General features: G+C 37.4%; 18 protein-coding genes and 1 pseudogene. 5 read left to right on the forward strand and 14 right to left on the reverse strand.

Annotation, left to right across the window (positions count from 1 at the left end):
- Positions 1-83: 83 nt before the first annotated feature.
- Both PQ474_RS06605 and PQ474_RS06610 read left to right on the forward strand, forming a co-directional pair.
- On the forward strand, positions 84-578 hold the full coding sequence (locus PQ474_RS06605) for a CarD family transcriptional regulator (RefSeq protein ID WP_273841239.1): 495 nt from the start codon (positions 84-86) through the stop codon (positions 576-578).
- A gap of 134 nt (positions 579-712) precedes the next feature.
- Positions 713-1,657, forward strand: a complete 945-nt coding sequence (locus PQ474_RS06610) for a 4-hydroxy-3-methylbut-2-enyl diphosphate reductase (protein WP_273841240.1) — start codon at positions 713-715, stop codon at positions 1,655-1,657.
- A 203-nt stretch (positions 1,658-1,860) separates the two neighbouring features.
- On the opposite strand, the gene PQ474_RS06615 is transcribed toward PQ474_RS06610, so the two are convergent.
- Positions 1,861-2,571 carry a GntR family transcriptional regulator gene (locus tag PQ474_RS06615; protein WP_273841241.1) on the reverse strand — a complete coding sequence of 237 codons (711 nt, stop codon included), beginning with the start codon at positions 2,569-2,571 and terminating at the stop codon, positions 1,861-1,863.
- Between the two features lie 173 nt (positions 2,572-2,744).
- Between PQ474_RS06615 and PQ474_RS06620 the strand changes: the two genes are divergently transcribed.
- From PQ474_RS06620 to bglA, 3 genes and pseudogenes are all read left to right on the forward strand, one after another.
- Entirely contained in the window at positions 2,745-2,957 is a 213-nt protein-coding gene (locus PQ474_RS06620) for a PTS transporter subunit EIIB (RefSeq protein ID WP_273841242.1), read from the forward strand.
- Positions 2,951-3,619 (forward strand): annotated as a pseudogene (locus PQ474_RS26570) (PTS sugar transporter subunit IIA); the annotation flags it as partial. The gene PQ474_RS06620 and the pseudogene PQ474_RS26570, both read left to right, overlap by 7 nt.
- A 13-nt stretch (positions 3,620-3,632) precedes the next feature.
- Positions 3,633-5,087: a 6-phospho-beta-glucosidase BglA gene (bglA, locus tag PQ474_RS06640; RefSeq protein WP_273841244.1), complete on the forward strand. Its 1,455-nt coding sequence runs from the start codon at positions 3,633-3,635 to the stop codon at positions 5,085-5,087.
- Between the two features lie 224 nt (positions 5,088-5,311).
- On the opposite strand, the gene PQ474_RS06645 is transcribed toward bglA, so the two are convergent.
- The 13 genes from PQ474_RS06645 to PQ474_RS06705 all read right to left on the reverse strand — a co-directional run bounded on the left by PQ474_RS06645 (position 5,312) and on the right by PQ474_RS06705 (position 18,302).
- Entirely contained in the window at positions 5,312-6,433 is a 1,122-nt protein-coding gene (locus PQ474_RS06645) for a Nif3-like dinuclear metal center hexameric protein (protein ID WP_273841245.1), read from the reverse strand.
- Complete coding sequence (locus tag PQ474_RS06650) at positions 6,430-7,137, reverse strand: tRNA (adenine(22)-N(1))-methyltransferase (protein WP_273841246.1); 708 nt, start codon at positions 7,135-7,137, stop codon at positions 6,430-6,432. Before PQ474_RS06650 ends, PQ474_RS06645 begins: the two co-directional genes overlap by 4 nt.
- Positions 7,138-7,314: 177 nt before the next feature.
- Positions 7,315-7,689 (reverse strand): cytochrome c550, encoded by a 375-nt coding sequence (cccA, locus tag PQ474_RS06655; RefSeq protein ID WP_273841247.1) that lies wholly within the window; start codon positions 7,687-7,689, stop codon positions 7,315-7,317.
- A gap of 145 nt (positions 7,690-7,834) precedes the next feature.
- Positions 7,835-8,368, reverse strand: a complete 534-nt coding sequence (locus tag PQ474_RS06660; protein WP_273841248.1) for a hypothetical protein — start codon at positions 8,366-8,368, stop codon at positions 7,835-7,837.
- Between the two features lie 174 nt (positions 8,369-8,542).
- On the reverse strand, positions 8,543-9,661 hold the full coding sequence (rpoD, locus tag PQ474_RS06665; RefSeq protein WP_273841249.1) for an RNA polymerase sigma factor RpoD: 1,119 nt from the start codon (positions 9,659-9,661) through the stop codon (positions 8,543-8,545).
- A 47-nt stretch (positions 9,662-9,708) separates the two neighbouring features.
- Positions 9,709-11,502, reverse strand: a complete 1,794-nt coding sequence (dnaG, locus tag PQ474_RS06670) for a DNA primase (RefSeq protein ID WP_273841250.1) — start codon at positions 11,500-11,502, stop codon at positions 9,709-9,711.
- Positions 11,503-11,560: 58 nt separating this feature from the next.
- A complete protein-coding gene (locus PQ474_RS06675) occupies positions 11,561-12,025 on the reverse strand; it encodes a YaiI/YqxD family protein (protein ID WP_273841251.1) in 465 nt (154 codons plus the stop codon).
- 383 nt (positions 12,026-12,408) lie between these two features.
- Positions 12,409-13,224, reverse strand: coding sequence for a pyruvate, water dikinase regulatory protein (locus PQ474_RS06680; RefSeq protein WP_273841252.1), 816 nt, complete (start codon positions 13,222-13,224; stop codon positions 12,409-12,411).
- Positions 13,225-13,246: 22 nt separating this feature from the next.
- Positions 13,247-13,882: a transcriptional regulator CcpN gene (gene ccpN, locus PQ474_RS06685; protein ID WP_273841357.1), complete on the reverse strand. Its 636-nt coding sequence runs from the start codon at positions 13,880-13,882 to the stop codon at positions 13,247-13,249.
- Between the two features lie 197 nt (positions 13,883-14,079).
- Positions 14,080-16,161, reverse strand: coding sequence for a glycine--tRNA ligase subunit beta (gene glyS, locus PQ474_RS06690; protein WP_273841253.1), 2,082 nt, complete (start codon positions 16,159-16,161; stop codon positions 14,080-14,082).
- A complete protein-coding gene (gene glyQ, locus PQ474_RS06695) occupies positions 16,154-17,044 on the reverse strand; it encodes a glycine--tRNA ligase subunit alpha (RefSeq protein ID WP_273841254.1) in 891 nt (296 codons plus the stop codon). Before glyQ ends, glyS begins: the two co-directional genes overlap by 8 nt.
- 319 nt (positions 17,045-17,363) lie before the next feature.
- Complete coding sequence (recO, locus tag PQ474_RS06700; RefSeq protein WP_273841255.1) at positions 17,364-18,116, reverse strand: DNA repair protein RecO; 753 nt, start codon at positions 18,114-18,116, stop codon at positions 17,364-17,366.
- Between the two features lie 39 nt (positions 18,117-18,155).
- A complete protein-coding gene (locus PQ474_RS06705) occupies positions 18,156-18,302 on the reverse strand; it encodes a YqzL family protein (protein ID WP_273841256.1) in 147 nt (48 codons plus the stop codon).
- Positions 18,303-18,435: the final 133 nt, after the last annotated feature.

Here is an 18,435-nt window from a genome sequence, read left to right on the forward strand (position 1 = left end):
CAAGAATCGCCTTTTGATAGTAAAATTTACTTTTGCTTTTTTTTGTGTTATACTGTGATTACAACCCGATTGGAGGAATGCCCATGTTTAAAGTTGGCGATCACGTAGTCTATCCTTATCACGGTGCTGGAACAATTCAAGATATAGAAGAAAAGGATGTTTTAGGAGAAACGCACTCTTATTTTATTCTTAATTTTCCACTCGTTGATGTGAAGCTTATGCTTCCAGAAAGCAAAATTAATGATTCTGGATTACGTAAGATTATAGACCAATCAGAGTTAGATTCACTTGTAGATGCTTTGCAAAACGGACCTGACATTCCACCTTCTACAAGTCACTTCTCTCGTGAGACCGAAAATCTCTTAAAGAGCGGAAGTATCATTGATGCAGCTCACTTGATTTCTTCTCTTTCAAGGAAACAAACAGAACGGGCAAATGGCCTCCACATCCAAGACCGTAATCACCTTCAGAAAGCTCGCCAAATGATTGCTAGCGAATTAGTTCTTGTTAACGATATGACTGAGGAGCAAGCATATGAATTCATAGATGATGCCCTTACAGAGTTAAAAGAAGCGTAAGCATTGTCACTGATTAGAAACTCCTTTATACTAAATAATAGGTAAAGATTACACCATTCGTTAATATACGGATGGTGCTATTCTTTTTTAGAAGAACTTTTTTACTAAATCGTTCTATTAGTAGGAGGCCTTTCATGAATGTAAAGAAAATTTCTCCAAGAGGATATTGCTACGGCGTTGTTGATGCTATGGTTCTTGCTAGACAAGCTGCTGCAAACTTGGATTTACCAAGACCGATTTATATTTTAGGAATGATTGTTCATAACAAGCATGTTACAGATGCATTTGAAGAAGATGGTATTATCTCCTTAGATGGTCCGAATCGTGTTGAGATTTTAAATCAAGTCGATAAAGGAACCGTGATTTTTACGGCACACGGGGTTTCACCTGAAGTACGGAAATTAGCGAAAGAAAAAGGCTTAACGGTTGTTGATGCCACTTGTCCTGACGTGACCCGTACTCATGATTTAATTCGTGATCAAGTAGCTGAAGGGTACGAAATTATTTATGTCGGAAAAAAAGGACATCCAGAGCCTGAAGGTGCCATGGGTGTAGCTCCTGAATCTGTTCACCTTGTCGAATCAGTTGAGGATGTTGAAAATTTAGCGATCTCAACAGATAAAATCATTATTACCAATCAAACTACCATGAGCCAATGGGATGTTAGTGACATTATGAAAAAAGCCATGACTGTCTATCCAAGTGCCGAGGTTCATAATGAAATATGCCTTGCTACTCAAGTTCGACAGGAGGCTGTTGCTGAACAAGCAAAAGAGTGTGACCTTGTCATTGTAGTAGGTGACCCAAAAAGCAACAATTCTAATCGCTTAGCACAAGTGTCTGAGCAAATAGCAGGAACAACCGCTTACCGGATTGGGGACATCTCTGAATTGAAACTCGAGTGGTTAAACGGTGTGGAAATCGTGGGTGTTACATCAGGTGCCTCTACTCCTACACCCATTACAAAAGAGGTTATTTCCTTTTTAGAAAAGTACGACTCCAAAGACGAATCTACTTGGACACTTGAACGTAAAGTTACACTCCAAAAGATTCTTCCTAAAGTTAAGACGAAGCAGTAATGATAAAAAGCCAATTTTGATGATCTAAGTAAATTCTGATACTTTGGAAAAAAACGTAAACTGCACCTCAATTGTTGGATATTCTCTAACATTTGAGGTGCAGTTTTTTAGTTTTTTTATTTGCTACGCTTATTCAATTACTTTTAGCAAAAAACCCCGTCGGATGTTCAATTAAATTTGGAATACAAGCTTACACATATCCTTTATAAAAAATGACTATTCGCTTGGATGAAGAACTGCGATTGTTGATAGTTATAAGTGATTTTTGAGAAGTCGAATGGTTGGCCATTCGTTAAATGAAAAATGGTTTCAACGCAAAGTTTAGGTGACCGATTTGGCAAACCTAAATAATTGGCTTCTTCCCCATTTAACTTATCTACTTGAAGGTATATATCCGAAAAACCGACCTTTAATCCTAATGCATCCCTAATATAATTAAAGATCGATTCAGAAACAATTTCGGTATTTAGGTAGGTAATGATCGATTTATTATAAAACGATTCTTCTAAGCATAATGTTTGCCCGTTAATATATCGAACTCTTTTTACATAATAGACATCATCCCCTGGTTCGATATTTAAATTAAGGGCCGCTTCTTCTGTTGGTTTCCTTACTTCTAATTCAATCACTTCTGACGTTACGTTAAAATCTTCAAGATCCTTTTTAAACCCCTGATTAGAAAGGAGACTAATATATCCCTTCCTCTTATGCCTTCTAACAAAAATTCCACTGCCTCTGACTTGAAACACTACCCCTTTTTTCTCCAATAGATCTAAGGATTTAATAATCGTACTCTTACTCGCTTCAAAATGAGTCATCAAGGTTTCCAATACGGGTAGCTTATCTCCTTGTTGAAGCGCATGTTCTTCTATATACTTCTCAATTTCATTTGCGATTTGCTGGTACTTTAACATAGGCACTCCCCGTTTAGTTGGTTTATCTCACTTTAATAACAGAATTATAGCATAAACTTTTCAAAAGCTCATCCAATTAAATTATATATTTACAAAATTATTATTTGGTTATTTATTGATTATACCTGTATAATTATAATGTGAGTGTACAAAGAAATGAAGGGGGGATTTAGATGTCAGGAAAAGTTAGAGATTATTCAAAGCTTGCGAAAGACATTTTAGAAGCTGTTGTCGGAGAAGAGAATGTTATTGGAGCCACACGTTGTGCAACCAGACTTCGATTAGTACTGAAGCGATCTAACTCAAAAGCAAAAGAAAAAGTAGCATCAATGCCTGGCGTAATTACAGTAGTAGAAAACAGCGACCAATTCCAAGTTGTCCGCTAACCATCATAATTGGGATCAATTTAGACTATCCGATGTCGATTTGGGGAATTTTAATTGGGGTTGCCATTTGCCATTATTCTTCCTGTCATTTTAATTCAAATATCCGGATATGGTGAAGAAACATCCCAAAAAGCAGGCAGTGACATAGTAGAAAAGCAAGGACAAAGTAGAGGAAATGTACAAACCCATCATTCTAAAAATGAAGAAACCATAGATGCTCCATTTAGCGGGAAGATCATCCCACTTTTAGAGGTTCCGGATGAAGTATTTAGCTCAGGTGCTATGGGGAAAGGGGGAGCGATTGAGATCCGACAACAAATTATTTGCTCCGTTTGCTGGAACGGTTGTAATGATTGCCCCTACAAAGCATTCAATTGGCTTACGTTCAGACACAGGTGGGTTGAGTTTTACTTGTGCATATGGGTTTAGATACAGTGACATTAGATGGAAAGCCTTTTACGTTACATGTAGAAGATGGCAATAAATTCAAAAAAGGTGACTTACTTATTGATTTTGATAAAGAACTAATTCTAAAAGAAGGATTAAAAATCTTTACATCTATGATCATAACGAATTCACATGCTTATAAAGAAGTAATCATTGAAAGCCATAAGGAAATTACAAGTGCATTAGACCAAGAATTATTTACGGTAGTGAAATAAGGAGGAATAAAAAATGGGAAAAATGTCAAAAGATTTTTTATGGGGCGGAGCTTTGGCCGCTCACCAATTCGAAGGTGGATGGAATCAAGGAGGTAAAGGACCAAGTGTAGTCGATGTCATGACAGCAGGGGCACATGGCGTACCGAGAAAAATCACAGATACCATTGAAGAAAATGAATTTTATCCGAACCATGAAGCCATTGATTTCTATCATCACTATAAAGAGGATATCGCGTTATTTGCTGAAATGGGATTAAAATGTTTAAGAACTTCGATCGGTTGGAGCAGAATCTTTCCAAAAGGGGATGAAGCTGAACCGAACGAACAAGGCTTACAATTCTATGATGATGTATTTGATGAATTACTCAAGCACGGAATTGAACCTGTCATTACATTGTCTCACTTTGAAATGCCTTTACATCTAGCAAGAGAATATGGCGGCTTTAGAAGCAGAAAAGTAGTAGACTTTTTCTCGAAATTCGCTGAAGTTTGTTTCGATCGTTATAAGGATAAAGTGAAATACTGGATGACCTTTAACGAAATCAATAACAAAATGGATGTGAATAATCCACTATTCTTATGGACCAACTCAGGTGTTGTGGTCGAAAAAGGTGAAAACGCTAAAGAAGTCATGTATCAAGCGGGCCATCATGAATTACTTGCAAGTGCCTTAGCTGTATCAAAAGGAAAAGAAATTAACCCAGACTTCCAAATTGGAGCAATGGTTTCACATGTACCGATCTATCCTTATTCATCAAATCCAGAAGATGTAATGTTAGCCGAAGAAGTCATGAGACAACGCTACTTCTTTCCTGATGTACATGTTCGCGGCTATTACCCTAGCTATGCGTTAAAAGAATTTGAAAGGGAAGGATATAATATCAAGTTCGAAGACGGAGATGCGGAAATCTTGCGAAATGGTACGGTTGATTATTTAGGTTTCAGTTACTATATGTCCACAACCGTTAAAAGTGATGTAGTAAATGACAATTCGGGAGATGTCGTAAACGGCGGCTTACCTAATAGTGTAGAGAACCCATACATTAAATCTAGTGATTGGGGATGGGCGATTGATCCAACAGGATTGAGATATACATTAAATCGTTTTTATGATCGATACCAAATTCCATTATTTATCGTAGAAAATGGACTTGGTGCTATCGATACTGTAGAAGAAGATGGTTCCATCTATGACGCACAAAGAATTGACTATTTACAATCACATATCGAAGCATTAGAAAAAGCCGTAACGTACGATGGGGTTGATCTAATGGGTTATACGCCATGGGGAATCATCGATATCGTCTCATTTACAACAGGTGAAATGAAAAAACGTTATGGTATGATTTATGTCGATCGTGATAATGAGGGAAACGGTTCGATGAAGCGATATAAGAAAGATTCATTTAACTGGTATAAAAAGGTCATTGAAACGAATGGTGAACAATTATCATTTAAAACCAAGTAAACCAGTTATCGTACTAGCTTAGTGGTGAACTATAGACCGAATAAGGAACACTTATTAATAAGTGCCTTATTCGTTTTTTTGTGTAAGCAGAAGATTAATATACTGATATTCTGGCATTTAGTTTCGTTACGACTAGGATGGCTTTTTTAATAAAAAAAGTGAATTCATTGCTTCGAATAGAGTCCAAAACAGGTAAAGACTAACCTGTTTTGGATTCTATTCTCTTATACAAATTGAAACGGGTCTGTATTGGGTTTGGATGCTATGACCTTTGTATCGTATTTTGTTTGTTCTAAGAAACGTTCAAAGAATTGCTTTACCCCGTCCTTCATAATCTTCTCCACGTTATGGCCTGGATCAATGATATTTAATCCATCCATCATCGCGTCATGAGCTACATGATAATAGACATCTCCTGTTACAAATACATCTGCCCCTTTAAAGATCGCATCGTTCATGTATTTGTTACCATCTCCACCTAAAACCGCTATTTTTCGAACAATAGTCTGTAAATCACCAACAACTCGAGCCCCTTTTACATCAAAGACCTCTTTAACATGAGAAGCGAATTCAGCTAACGTTTTCTCGCTCTTAAGAATACCTATTCGTCCAAGTCCGAGCATCTCCCCTTGATTGTCTAGCGGATAGATATCAAAAGCAGGCTCTTCATATGGGTGGTTTTTTATAATCGTTGAAATAATTTTCTTTTGAAGATGACTTGGTATGATCGTTTCTACTTTTATTTCTTTTACATATTCCAATTTGCCCTGCTGGCCAATATGAGGATTTGAGCCATCCTCGGGCTTAAATATACCCTCCCCCTCAGAATTAAACGTACAATGACTATAGTTTCCGATATGGCCAGCACCAGCTTTCCCTAGTGCTTCTCTCAGGGACACTGCGTGCGTTTCTGGTACAAAGACCACAATTTTCTTTAAACTCAGCGTTTGAGTAGGAGAAAGTACTTCAATTTGTTGTAACCCAAGTGCCTCAGCCATCATATCATTTACACCACCCTTAGCCACATCTAAATTAGTGTGAGCCGCATAAATCGTAATATCGTGCTTAATCGCCTTTTCTACAATTCTGCCGTGTGGTGTATCAACATCAATTTTCTTCAACGGTCTAAATAATAATGGATGGTGGGCAACAATTAAATCGACTTCTTCTTGAATCGCTTCATCAATCACTTCTTCCAACACATCTAATGCTACCATAATCTTTTTGAGTGGTTTGTTTAACGTTCCAATCATTAATCCATTTTTATCTCCTTCTACAGCAAAGGATTTAGGCGACCAAGCTTCAAATTGTTGAATCATGGCTTGGCCGTTTATGTATTTGCTCATTTTAAAACCTCCATAACCATGTTGATCTTTTCTTTAAGTGATGCGCGTTTTTGTTTGACCTGGTCAGTTTGTGCGGCTTTGTCAAAATTGGCTAAAATACGATTCCAATTAGCTACTTCATAGTTCCATTTTTTCTTAAAAATCTCATTACACTCCCTCATTAAATAGGGGCCTAATAAGAGTTTTTCTTTCGTTTGTTCTCTATATAACTCTGAATCATCACCAGGGTGCGCAACAAGGACTTCATAAATCTTTTCATCTTCTTCTATGATCTCTTCTGCAGAAAGGAACCACCCATTTTCTCTCAACCATTTTCTTATGATATCAGCTGAAACATTAGGTTGGAGTACAAGCGTCTCTACCCCTAATAGCTTTTCTTTCCCTTCATTAAGGATTTCCGCGATTAACCCGCCACCCATACCTGCAATGGTGATCGTATTAACTTCCCCCTGCTTAAGAACAGCTAAGCCGTTGCCCTTTCGAACGTCAATTCGATTTTCTAAACCTACTTTTTCCACTTGGCTTTTAGCAGATTGAAAAGGCCCTTCATTCACCTCTCCTGCAATTGCAGTTGTGTCTGCATCCTGTAAACATAAATAACAAGGCAAGTAGGCATGATCAGAACCGATATCAGCTACTCGTGCTACTTTTGGAACATAACTTGCCACTCGAACTAGTCTCTCAGATAATTGTTTCTCATTCATGTTATCACCTATATATGTGTCTTAGAGTAATGTGCTGTTTCTACATTTTTTAAACCAACCATTTATGTCATGAGATCATTTCTAACCCTTTTTCTTACCATACTACTGATTGTAGAAGAGGATTTCAACTCACAAAAAGAAAAGACGAGAGTTTAACCCACTCCCGCCTTGATACTATTATTGAGCTTCAGCTAATAGATATTGTGCAATTGCGTCTGCTTCAACATCATTTAAATTAGTAATAGCAGGCATTGAACCCTTACCATTTAAAATAATATCAGCAATTTCTTCCACAGAATATACTCCATCAAGTCCTGTTAAGGCTGGACCTGCGCCGCCACCAAGATCTCCACCGTGACAGCCAATACATGATTGTTGAGCAAGCTCTTGGCCAGCTGTAACCGGGTCTTCAAACTCTGTTGGCGCTTCTTCTTCTGCAGGATCTGCATTCATTTCTGCACGTTGATTTAAACCTACAATCGAAAGAGAAATCATAAGCAAAATACCAACAATTGCAGTTACTGCAAAAGGTAAAAGTGGTCTTCCCTTCATTGTCATATCCTCCTTTTCAGTTATATCGGATCAACACATATCGTCAAACAGCTATGTAGACGCTTAAAGATTCCCTTCTCATTCTACTCGAAATTAATCTCAATGAAAAGGGATACTTGCTAGTTTTGCTTTTTTTGTCACTCTTTTATCTGAAAAGGAAAAATAGCAAAACGATTAACCCCAGTACAGCTGAAATGGTAAAAAATCTAATTGACCCCTTCCAACCAATAATAAACCAAACCAAACAATGAAATAAAATAACTACTTGTATATAGTGAAAATTACCATCCGTAAACCTTAATACACTCTCGACAGTTAACAAAAGAAAAATAAAAGCGATCATCATTAAATAGAGATTAGATAACAGTTCATTTATCGACTTTTTTGCAATGATTAATAACGTCATTGAAATAAAAAGACAGATAGTTATTTGCATTATTAAAGAAAAATCAGTAAAATAAATGACAAGAACTGCTAAAAGAAACAATGCTTGGGCTGTTATAAACCAAAGGAACGGCTTAAGTTTTGATACTTGACTGTCTTCTTTTAACCTTTGATCAAGGGTTTCTCCCTCTGAATAAAGAGTGAGTAAAAAATCACAGTAGTGTTCAGGTAAAAGCCTAGACTGTTTCCAATATTTAATTTCTTTTAAAATGATATCTTTTCTTTTGTTGTCCATCTCTTGCCTCCGAATACCAAACCAATACGTACAAAACAAAAGTCCTGTTCACCGATTAACAACTACAAAGAAATAGAACGTTTCTTTACATTTGCTAATCGTATTGAACAAGACCCATAGAAACAATATCCTTTTATCATGTGAACTCTACTATGAAAAGAACACTTGTGTTTTCTATTCTAAGAAATCCTTTAAACGCTTGCTACGGCTTGGATGTCGAAGCTTTCTTAATGCTTTAGCTTCAATTTGACGAATGCGTTCACGAGTAACTCCAAAGACTTTCCCTACTTCTTCTAATGTTCTTGTACGTCCATCATCAAGTCCAAAGCGTAAACGTAAAACATTTTCTTCTCTGTCTGTTAGTGTATCCAGAACATCTTCTAGTTGTTCTTTTAGTAGCTCGTAAGCTGCAGCATCTGAAGGAGCAAGAGCTTCTTGGTCTTCAATAAAATCACCTAAATGTGAATCATCTTCTTCACCAATAGGTGTTTCTAATGATACCGGTTCTTGTGCGATCTTTAAGATTTCACGTACTTTATCCGGAGTCAATTCCATCTCTTGAGCAACTTCTTCAGGAGTAGGTTCTCGACCAAAGTCTTGGAGAAGCTGACGTTGAACACGAATAAGTTTGTTAATGGTTTCAACCATATGAACGGGAATTCGAATGGTACGTGCTTGGTCGGCAATAGCACGAGTAATCGCCTGCCTAATCCACCAAGTTGCATACGTACTGAACTTATACCCTTTTTCATAGTCGAACTTTTCAACTGCTTTTATAAGACCCATGTTACCTTCTTGGATAAGATCAAGAAACAGCATTCCTCGGCCGACATAGCGTTTTGCAATTGAGACAACAAGACGTAAGTTCGCTTCAGCTAATCGTCTTTTGGCTTCTTCGTCGCCCTGTTCAATTCGCTTTGCTAACTCAATTTCTTCTTCAGCCGAAAGAAGGGGAACACGACCAATTTCCTTTAAATACATACGCACAGGATCATTAATCTTTATTCCCGGCGGTACACTTAAATCGTTTAAGTCAAATTCTTCTTCATCTTTTACTGCTTGTTGGAGATTAGGACCATCTTCCGTTTCATTTAACACTTCAACACCCTGTTCACCAAGGTATTCAAAGAATTCATCCATCTGGTCCGAGTCTTGATCAAACGCTGCAAGTTTCTCTGTAATTTCTGCATACGTAAGAACACCTCTCTTTTTACCTATCTCCACTAACTGCTCTTTTACTTGATCGATGGACAATTCACCTTCCGCTAATGGGCGTAATGGTTTATCTGCCATTCGATCCCCTCCTTCCATTGTTCACAACCAAAGCTCTTGCGTAATACTTAATAAAGCTCTTGTTTCATACGGTTTATTTCCATTAACAGCTTCGCAGCTTGCAGAGGATCTTGTTCCCGCTTCATTTCAAGTTCCTTTTGTTGTATTTGTACCCGCTTTGGATAAGTTTCAATCTGTTTCATATAATCAAGCAACTCTTGCTCTTGATACTGTTCATTTACCGAAAGCATGGCAAGCTCAGTAGTAATTCTAATAAGCTTCTCATCCTTTAAGCTTTGTATAAATTGACTAGCATTTGCTTCGTTTCCCTCTCCATAAAAAGCAAAGAGGTACGCGGCTATCGCTTGATGTTCATCAATATTAAATTCTCCACCAATTCGTTCCAAAACAGCATCTGCTACTTCAACATCCCTCATCATGTGAGCAAGTAAATAGCGTTCAGCATTATGATAAGCTGGCAAAAGTCTTTTAGTCTCAAACGTTTTGCGTGTTGGCTTCGGTTTATCAACCGATGAATATTGATTTTCCTTTTTGTTGGAACGAATGTTTTGCTGAAGTTCTTGTTTCAGTGCTTCAAGAGAGAGTGAAAATTCCTCTGCTATTTGTCGCAAATAGTGATCTCGTTCAACAGCTCGAGTGAGCGTCGATATCTCTGAAAGAACTTCCTCAATGTAACGCATACGCTCTGCTTCATTTGCTAAATTCTTTCCTCTTCGCAAATAACGCATCTTAAATGACATAAATGTCATACTAGCCCCTATTACATCCGATTTAAAACGTTCAGCACCGTATGTACGAATATAGTCATCGGGGTCCATACCTTCAGGCATATCTGCAATTTTAATGATACAACCTGCTTGTTTTAAAATACTTGCTGATTTAAAAGCTGCATTAATTCCTGCATTGTCAGAGTCATAACAAATTGTGACTGTTTCCGCGTTACGTCTTATTATACGTCCTTGCTCTTCTGTTAGAGCTGTACCTAATGTTGCAACCGTATTGGTTAGACCCGCTCCCCATGCTGCGATTACATCTACATACCCTTCGAATAAAATAACAGATCCTTCTTTACGTATAGACGGACGAGCCAAATGTATCCCATAAAGCGTTTGTCCTTTATGAAAAATGGGAGTATCTGCACTATTTAAATACTTAGGCTTTTCATCAGACACGGTTCGACCACCAAATGCGATGACTTTTCCTTGTCCATCCCATATCGGAAACATAAGTCTGTTACGGAAACGATCAAAATAACCATCTTTTGATTCTCTTTCACCTAATAGTCCAGCTTCTACCATTAAATCAAGAGAATACTCTCGTTTATCCAAAATCGTAGTAAGAGAATCCCAGCGGTCTGGTGCAAAACCAATTTGAAATTGCTCTATTTGTTCCCTGGTGAACCCTCTTTCTTTTACATACTCACGACCGTCGGCTCCCTGTTCCGTTAACGTTAAAACATGGTAGTAAAGTTTTGCAGCTAATTCATGTGCGGTTCTCATTGTTTCATGAGGCCCATCAACAGCATTTCTTTCTGAAGTCATTGCTTCGGGTAAGTCAATATTTAGCTTCGTACCCAGTTTTCTAACGGATTCAATAAACGAGAGTCCTTCAAGTTCCATTAGAAATGAAAAAACATTGCCTCCCGCACCACAACCAAAACAATGATAAAGTTGTTTGTCCGGTGAAACAGAGAATGAGGGAGACTTTTCACCGTGAAAGGGACATAATCCAATATACTGTCGACCTTGCTTTTTTAGTTGTACATAATCACTAATTACTTCGACAATATCCGCTGAGCGCCTAATAAGATCAACCTGTTCATCCGGTATCCGTATGCTCACAATATCATCACCATCACAAAACTGTTAAATTCGAGCTTTTTTGCTAAATTCCTTCTTTTCACGAAAGAATTTTTAGAAATTGCTCCACAAACTTTATTCGATCTGCTTGTCGAAATGGTTTTGGTCCTTTGGTTTTCTCACCCATTCGCCTTTGTTTTTGTGACAAGTAGCGTGCGTCTAACATCTGTGAAATCTTATCTTCTTGATAGACAAGTCCACGTGGCGATATTACACTTACTCCTTTTGAAAGCAGGATTGAAGCTAACGCATGATCTTGCGTGACGCAAATATCATTCTTGCGAGCTTTGTTCATCAAATATAGATCGACAGCTTCTTTTTCATTATCCACTGTTACTACACTTGCAGTAGACGGTAGGGTTAATGTATGAGAATATGAAGAAACAAAAACCATATTAACTTGTACCTGTTCACACACTTCCACTATTTCTTTTTTTACTGGACAAGCATCCGCATCGACGAATACTGTACGTTCTGAAGGATTCATAATAGTTGAATTCAACATTCCTCTCGAAAATCCTGCTACCTTTTTAAAGAATTTCGTAGATATTTGTCGAACGAAATAACTTTTACGTACCTCGTTCTTTTTATCCTTACTATCATTACCAAAAAACGAAGAAAAAGTCTTGACTTTTAAAATTTATTTGTTCTTTTTTTGTTTATGCCTAAAAAATAATCCTTTAGAATCACAATTCTTTATTATACGCAACTTTTCCTGCTTTGCATAGTAAAAAGATCTCAGCTAACCTTGACTCCCACTCAGGTTCTTTTTAATATGTAAAATTAACCGTTCTGAGAAACGAAAAAAAATCTAAAAATCCTTTCATAGAGGATTTTTAACTGTTTCATCAAAAAGAGCACCTTGTTTTTACAAGGTACTCTTTCTTTTTATTTTTTTAAAAACATACTTGATATCAAATTAGCGGTTTCCTCAACAGCTTTATTAGAAACATCTATCACAGGACAACCGATTCGTTGCATAATTTTTTCAGCATACGCTAATTCTTCTTTGATTCGATCTAGATTAGCATAATTAGCTTGCGCTTTAAGGCCTAATGCTTTCAAACGTTCTGCCCGAATGTCATTTAACTTTTCAGGGCTAATTTTTAAGCCTACACATTTTTTGGGTGCTACATGAAACAATTCTTTAGGAGGTTCAACCTCAGGAACAAGAGGGACATTCGCAACTTTTAAACGCTTATGTGCTAAATATTGTGATAGTGGCGTTTTAGAAGTTCTTGAAACTCCAATGAGGACGATATCGGCTCGAATAATTCCCCTCGGGTCTCTTCCATCGTCATATTTAACAGCAAACTCAATTGCCTCCACTTTACGGAAGTAATCCTCATCAAGACGATAAATTAGGCCTGGTTCATATCGAGGTGCTTTATTGGTCAGTGTTCCTATTTTTTCTAACATAGGTCCAATGATATCTACAGTCTCTACCTTAGCTTCTTTTGCTAATGCTAGTAAATGTTCTTTTATCTCTGGAACCACTAAAGTGAAAGCGACTAATGCTTTTGCTTTCCCTGCTAAAATAACAACTTCTTCAATTGTTTCTTTATCTTCAACGTAGGGAATGCGTCTTACTTCAAGCCCTGCACTACTAAACTGACTAGCTGCTGCCTTAACGACAAGTTCAGCAGTTTCACCGACTGAATCGGAGACAACATAGACCACAGGACGCAACTTGATTTCTTCCATTCTCCATCCCCTCCTTCATTAGTTAGATCATTTCATCGTTTGCTAAATCTACAAGCAGTGCGGTTATATTCGTTTTCGTTATCCGCCCAACCACTTCATAACCTGAACCACGATCAACTTCTACAACAATAGGTAATCCATCAATCTGTTTGTCGATTAGTTTATTAGCGACTTCAATAATTAGATCTTCTTTCTTACAAACAGTTATATTTGGCATGCGAGTCATTATAATACTAACAGGCATTGATTCAAGTGCTTGTTTTCCAAGACTAGCTCTTAATAGATCCTTTCTTGAAAGCACTCCTACTAGTGTCGTATCTGTATCGACTACGAACAGTGTTCCAACATCCTCTAAAAACATTGCACATATTGCATCATAAATCGTTATAGATTGCTGTACAACAACTGGTCGTGATTGATAATCATTTACCGTGATATGTTTTACTTTATCCGCTAAAAGCTGAGTACCTGATTTTCCTGTATAAAAATAACCAACCCTTGGTCTTGCATCTAAATATCCTGCCATTGTCAGAATAGCCAAATCAGGTCTAAGAGTAGCACGTGTTAATGAAAGTTGGTCAGCAATTTGCTCTCCAGTAATAGGTCCATTATTTTTTACAATTTCTACAATTTTTTCTTGCCGGCTTGTCAGTTCGATTAGTTTTCACCGTCCTTAGCACAAAAGTGCCATACTAATATGAAATTATTATATACGAATGAAAGCCTTTATGAAAAGGAATATCAATAAGAAGTTTGTAGAATGATCTTCGTCTTACACAATTTTGCTCTTAAATAGATTCGAAAAAGACGATGACTTCAAACAATTATTTCTTGAAATTGTTCTATTTTCAACTTTTAGGCAAAAACAATAGCTTGAAATTGTGCAAAAGAACGAATGACTTTTGACAATTCTCTCATCTGATTTAATCGATTTTCGCGAATTTCACTATTTTCAGTCATAACCATAATGTGATCGAAATATTGATTAATGATTGGTTCAGAACTCGCTAGTGCTCCATAAGCTTTTTGTGCATCGCCTTGAGCTAAGGCTTGCTCTACATGCATCGCTAATTCTTTATAATGAGAATAGAGTTGAGTTTCCTCTTCTTTCTCAAATAATTCAACATTGATCGTTCCATTTTCTTTCGCCTTCTTAGCAATATTTGTAACACGACTTAACCCTTCTACCACTTTCTTAAATGCAGCTTCCTGACGCATTTCTGTTATGATGACGGCCTTTGAGATCAACGTTGGTATATGACCTATCTGATCATTTAACACAGCGTCAATTACATCGTATTGTACCCCTTGGTCTTGTAGTAGGGTCTTTACTCTTAGTTTAAAAAATTCTAGCAAATCCGTTTTAATCTCTTCCACTTCACGTTTTAATAATTTTCTTGTTTCAGCCACTTCTAAGCTAATTTCAATCAGTTGCTCAAGGCTTACGTCTAGTTTATGATCATTAACCATTTGAACAACTCCGGCCGCTTGTCTTCTAAGAGCGTACGGATCTTGTGAGCCTGTTGGAATCAATCCGATTGCAAAACAAGTCACGATCGTATCTAACTTTTCCGCTAAGCTGACAATTGTACCAGCTAAAGTCGATGGGCTCTCATCTCCAGCAAACCGAGGTTTGTAGTGTTCATTTATTCCTAGTGCGACAGCTTGATCTTCACCTGCTAGTTCAGCGTATACTTCACCCATTCTACCTTGTAACTCTGGAAATTCGTTAACCATTTGTGTAACTAAGTCAAACTTACCTATTTCAGCAATTCGATTAGCTGTCTTCTCAGTCGTGTTATCTACAGCTAACAATTGAGACATGTTTGTAACAGCTAGGCTTACACGGCGTACCTTATCACCGATAGACCCTAGTTCTTCGTGATAGACAATTTGCTCTAATCGAGTAAGAGCATCAGAAATTTTAAGCTTTTGATCCTCTGTATAAAAGAACATTGCATCCGATAACCGAGCTCTTAGTACCTTCTCATTCCCCTTTGAAACATTGTCTAGATGTTGATGATCACCATTTCTCACGGTAATGAAAAAGGGTAGTAAATCACCTGACTGATCTTGGACTGGGAAATAACGTTGATGTTCCCTCATCGACGTAATTAACACTTCTTTTGGTAACTGAAGAAAGCTCTCGTCAAAGCTTCCGGAAAGGGCAGTTGGATATTCAACTAAATGGGTTACTTCTTCTAAAAGCTCTTCATCAATCGGAACAACCCAATTGTTCCCTTCGGTCATTGATTCAATCTGATTTCGAATCGCTCTCTTTCGCTCTTCTGGATTCACAATGACATATTCACCCAGTAAAGAGAATACATAATCTTTAGGCTCACTTATCTCCATTTCTTTGCCCAGGAAACGATGTCCATAAGTTTTAGTTGCTGTTTCAATCCCTGTAATCGAAAAAGGAATAACCTCTTTGCCGTACATCGCAATAAGCCATCTAATTGGACGAGCAAAACGAAGGTCATTATTACCCCAACGCATATTTTTTGGAAAGTGCATAGATGTGATCATTTCCTTTAATGCTGGAAGTAGTTCAATCGTCTTTTTACCTTGAATAAATTTATTCGCATAAATGTATTCAACGCCTTTAACTTCTCTAAAGAATAAATCTTCCGTGCTTACTCCCTGTCCTCTCGCAAACCCGGATGCGGCTTTCGTCCAACTTCCATTATCATCAAAAGCAATTTTCTTAGCTGGGCCTTTAGCCTCTTCCTCTACATCTGGTTGACTTTCGTCTAAATCTTCAATGAGAATCGCTAATCTTCTTGGTGTAGCAAAGGCTTGAATTTCACTGTACCCAAGACGTTCCTCTGCTAACCATGTTACTATTTTATCTTTTAATTGGTTCATTGAATCCGTTACAAAACGAGCAGGCAATTCTTCAAGTCCAATTTCTAATAAAAAGTCACGTTTAGTCATTATTTTCACCCTCCTTCTTTTTTAACATTGGAAATCCTAATCTCTCACGTTCATTATAGTATAGTTTTGCAGCAGCTCGAGCTAAGTTTCGAACACGACCGATGTAACCCGTACGTTCTGTAACGGAGATGGCACCTCTTGCATCAAGCAGGTTAAAAGTATGTGAGCATTTCAAAATATAGTCATATGCTGGAAAAACAAGATTTTCATCTAAAGCTCGTTTAGCTTCTTGCTCATATGTACCAAACAGCGAAAAAAGCATTTGACTATCTGACACTTCGAATGTGTACTTAGAATGTTCATATTCTGGCTGTTTGAAGATATCACCATAAGTAAAACCTTCCACCCATTCAAGGTCAAAGACATTTTCTTTGTCTTGAATATAGGAAGCCAGTCTTTCAAGTCCATACGTAATCTCTGCAGAAACCGGATTGGCTTCTAGGCCTCCAACTTGTTGGAAATAGGTAAATTGAGTAATTTCCATTCCATCTAACCAAACTTCCCAACCTAAACCAGCGCAACCAAGGGTAGGGTTTTCCCAGTTATCCTCAACAAAACGAATATCGTGTTCTAGTGGATTGATCCCCAGTGCCTCAAGACTTTTTAAATAAAGCTCTTGAATATTAATAGGCGATGGTTTCATAATTACTTGAAATTGATGATGTTGGTATAAACGATTGGGGTTTTCACCATATCTCCCATCAGCAGGTCTACGGGACGGCTCTACATAAGCCACATTCCATGGTTCTGGTCCAATTGTACGTAAGAGAGTAAATGGGCTCATCGTTCCAGCCCCTTTTTCGGTATCGTACGCTTGCATGATCATACAGTTTTGTTTTGACCAATACTCTTGCAAGGTCAATATCATATTTTGAACATTCATTTTCACTTACCTCCTTATTCTTACATGGTGACATTCGCACATAAATGAAATAGAAAAAGCCCTCATCCCTATGCCAAAACGACATAGGGACGAGAGCTTTTCCCGCGGTTCCACCCTAATTATTAAATAAATGGTTTTAGCATCTATTTAATCACTTTCAACGAATATGCTCCGGAACGCCTTCATTACATTCTTAAGCCCTAGCTCACACCGCCCTAGGTTCGCTTTCTTAAGAGAGAGTAAATACTACTTTCCATCTATGCACCATATCTTATTATTAGCATCATACTAAAAAAATAACTTAACTGTCAACATACCATCATTCAAAACCATTCATTCGTTCCATTTGTTCAAGAAACCTTCTAGACTTCAACCTTAACCCTGAATATTCATCATAATAAGCCGTTATAATGATTTGTAATTCTTTCTTCGTTTCTTTCTTTAAAGAAATATCGCCTAGCCTTTTTAAATCAAAATGGTAAAACAACCGCAACAGTCTAGCTACGTGTGCTGTAAGCCGATAAGCACGCTCATCTTGATGATTGCATTGTCTACATAGAAAACCAGCTTGGCGTATCGAAAAAGCAACAGGTACCTCAGTGGAAGAGCAACTTACACATCGATCTAACTCTGGTTTAATACCTGCAACTGCAAGCATTTTCACTTCATAGATCCGAAGTAACACTTCTGGATCAATACCTTCATTTAAATAATAGAGCGTTTGATAAAGCAATTCAAAATGATAGGGATTTCGTTGTCTATCTTCTGTTAATTTATCCGTTAATTCAACTATGTATGTTGCATAAGAGGCTCGAAATAGGTCATTTCGAACCTCTCGAAATGAATTTGAAATATCAGCTTGATTTAGTGTTCCGAGTCCAGAACCTTGCTGAAAGACAAATGTACCATACATAAACAATTGGGAAGCTGCAGACAAACGATTTTTAGGCTTTTTGGCTCCCCGAGACATCACACCAACTTTACCTAACTCCCTCGTAAATAACGTTACAATTTTATTGGACTCTCCGTAATCTGTCGTACGAATAACTAAACCTTCTACTTTTTGAATCATCCTGTCACCACACATTCTTCGTGAGGTGTCAACATACTGTTAATGCGTTGGCGAGTCGGTTGTTTCTATTTCCTCTATGTCTTCTTGTCCGAATTGTTCGTCTGAATCTCGCTCTAGTTCTTTCAACAATAAATACGTATCCACATTACCTGTCATTGAAAAGACTTTCCAAGAAAAATCGAGCATATCAGATTCCACCTTTCTTCTTCATAAGACTTCAACGCTCTATATTTGTATGATGACCTTCTTTTCTCAAATCATGTTAAGGAATAATTGTTAATTAAAAACACTTGACTTTTTAAGATATCCCTTACAAACA

The organism is Halalkalibacter alkalisediminis, assembly GCF_028610705.1.
GTDB lineage: Bacteria > Bacillota > Bacilli > Bacillales > Bacillaceae_D > Halalkalibacter > Halalkalibacter alkalisediminis.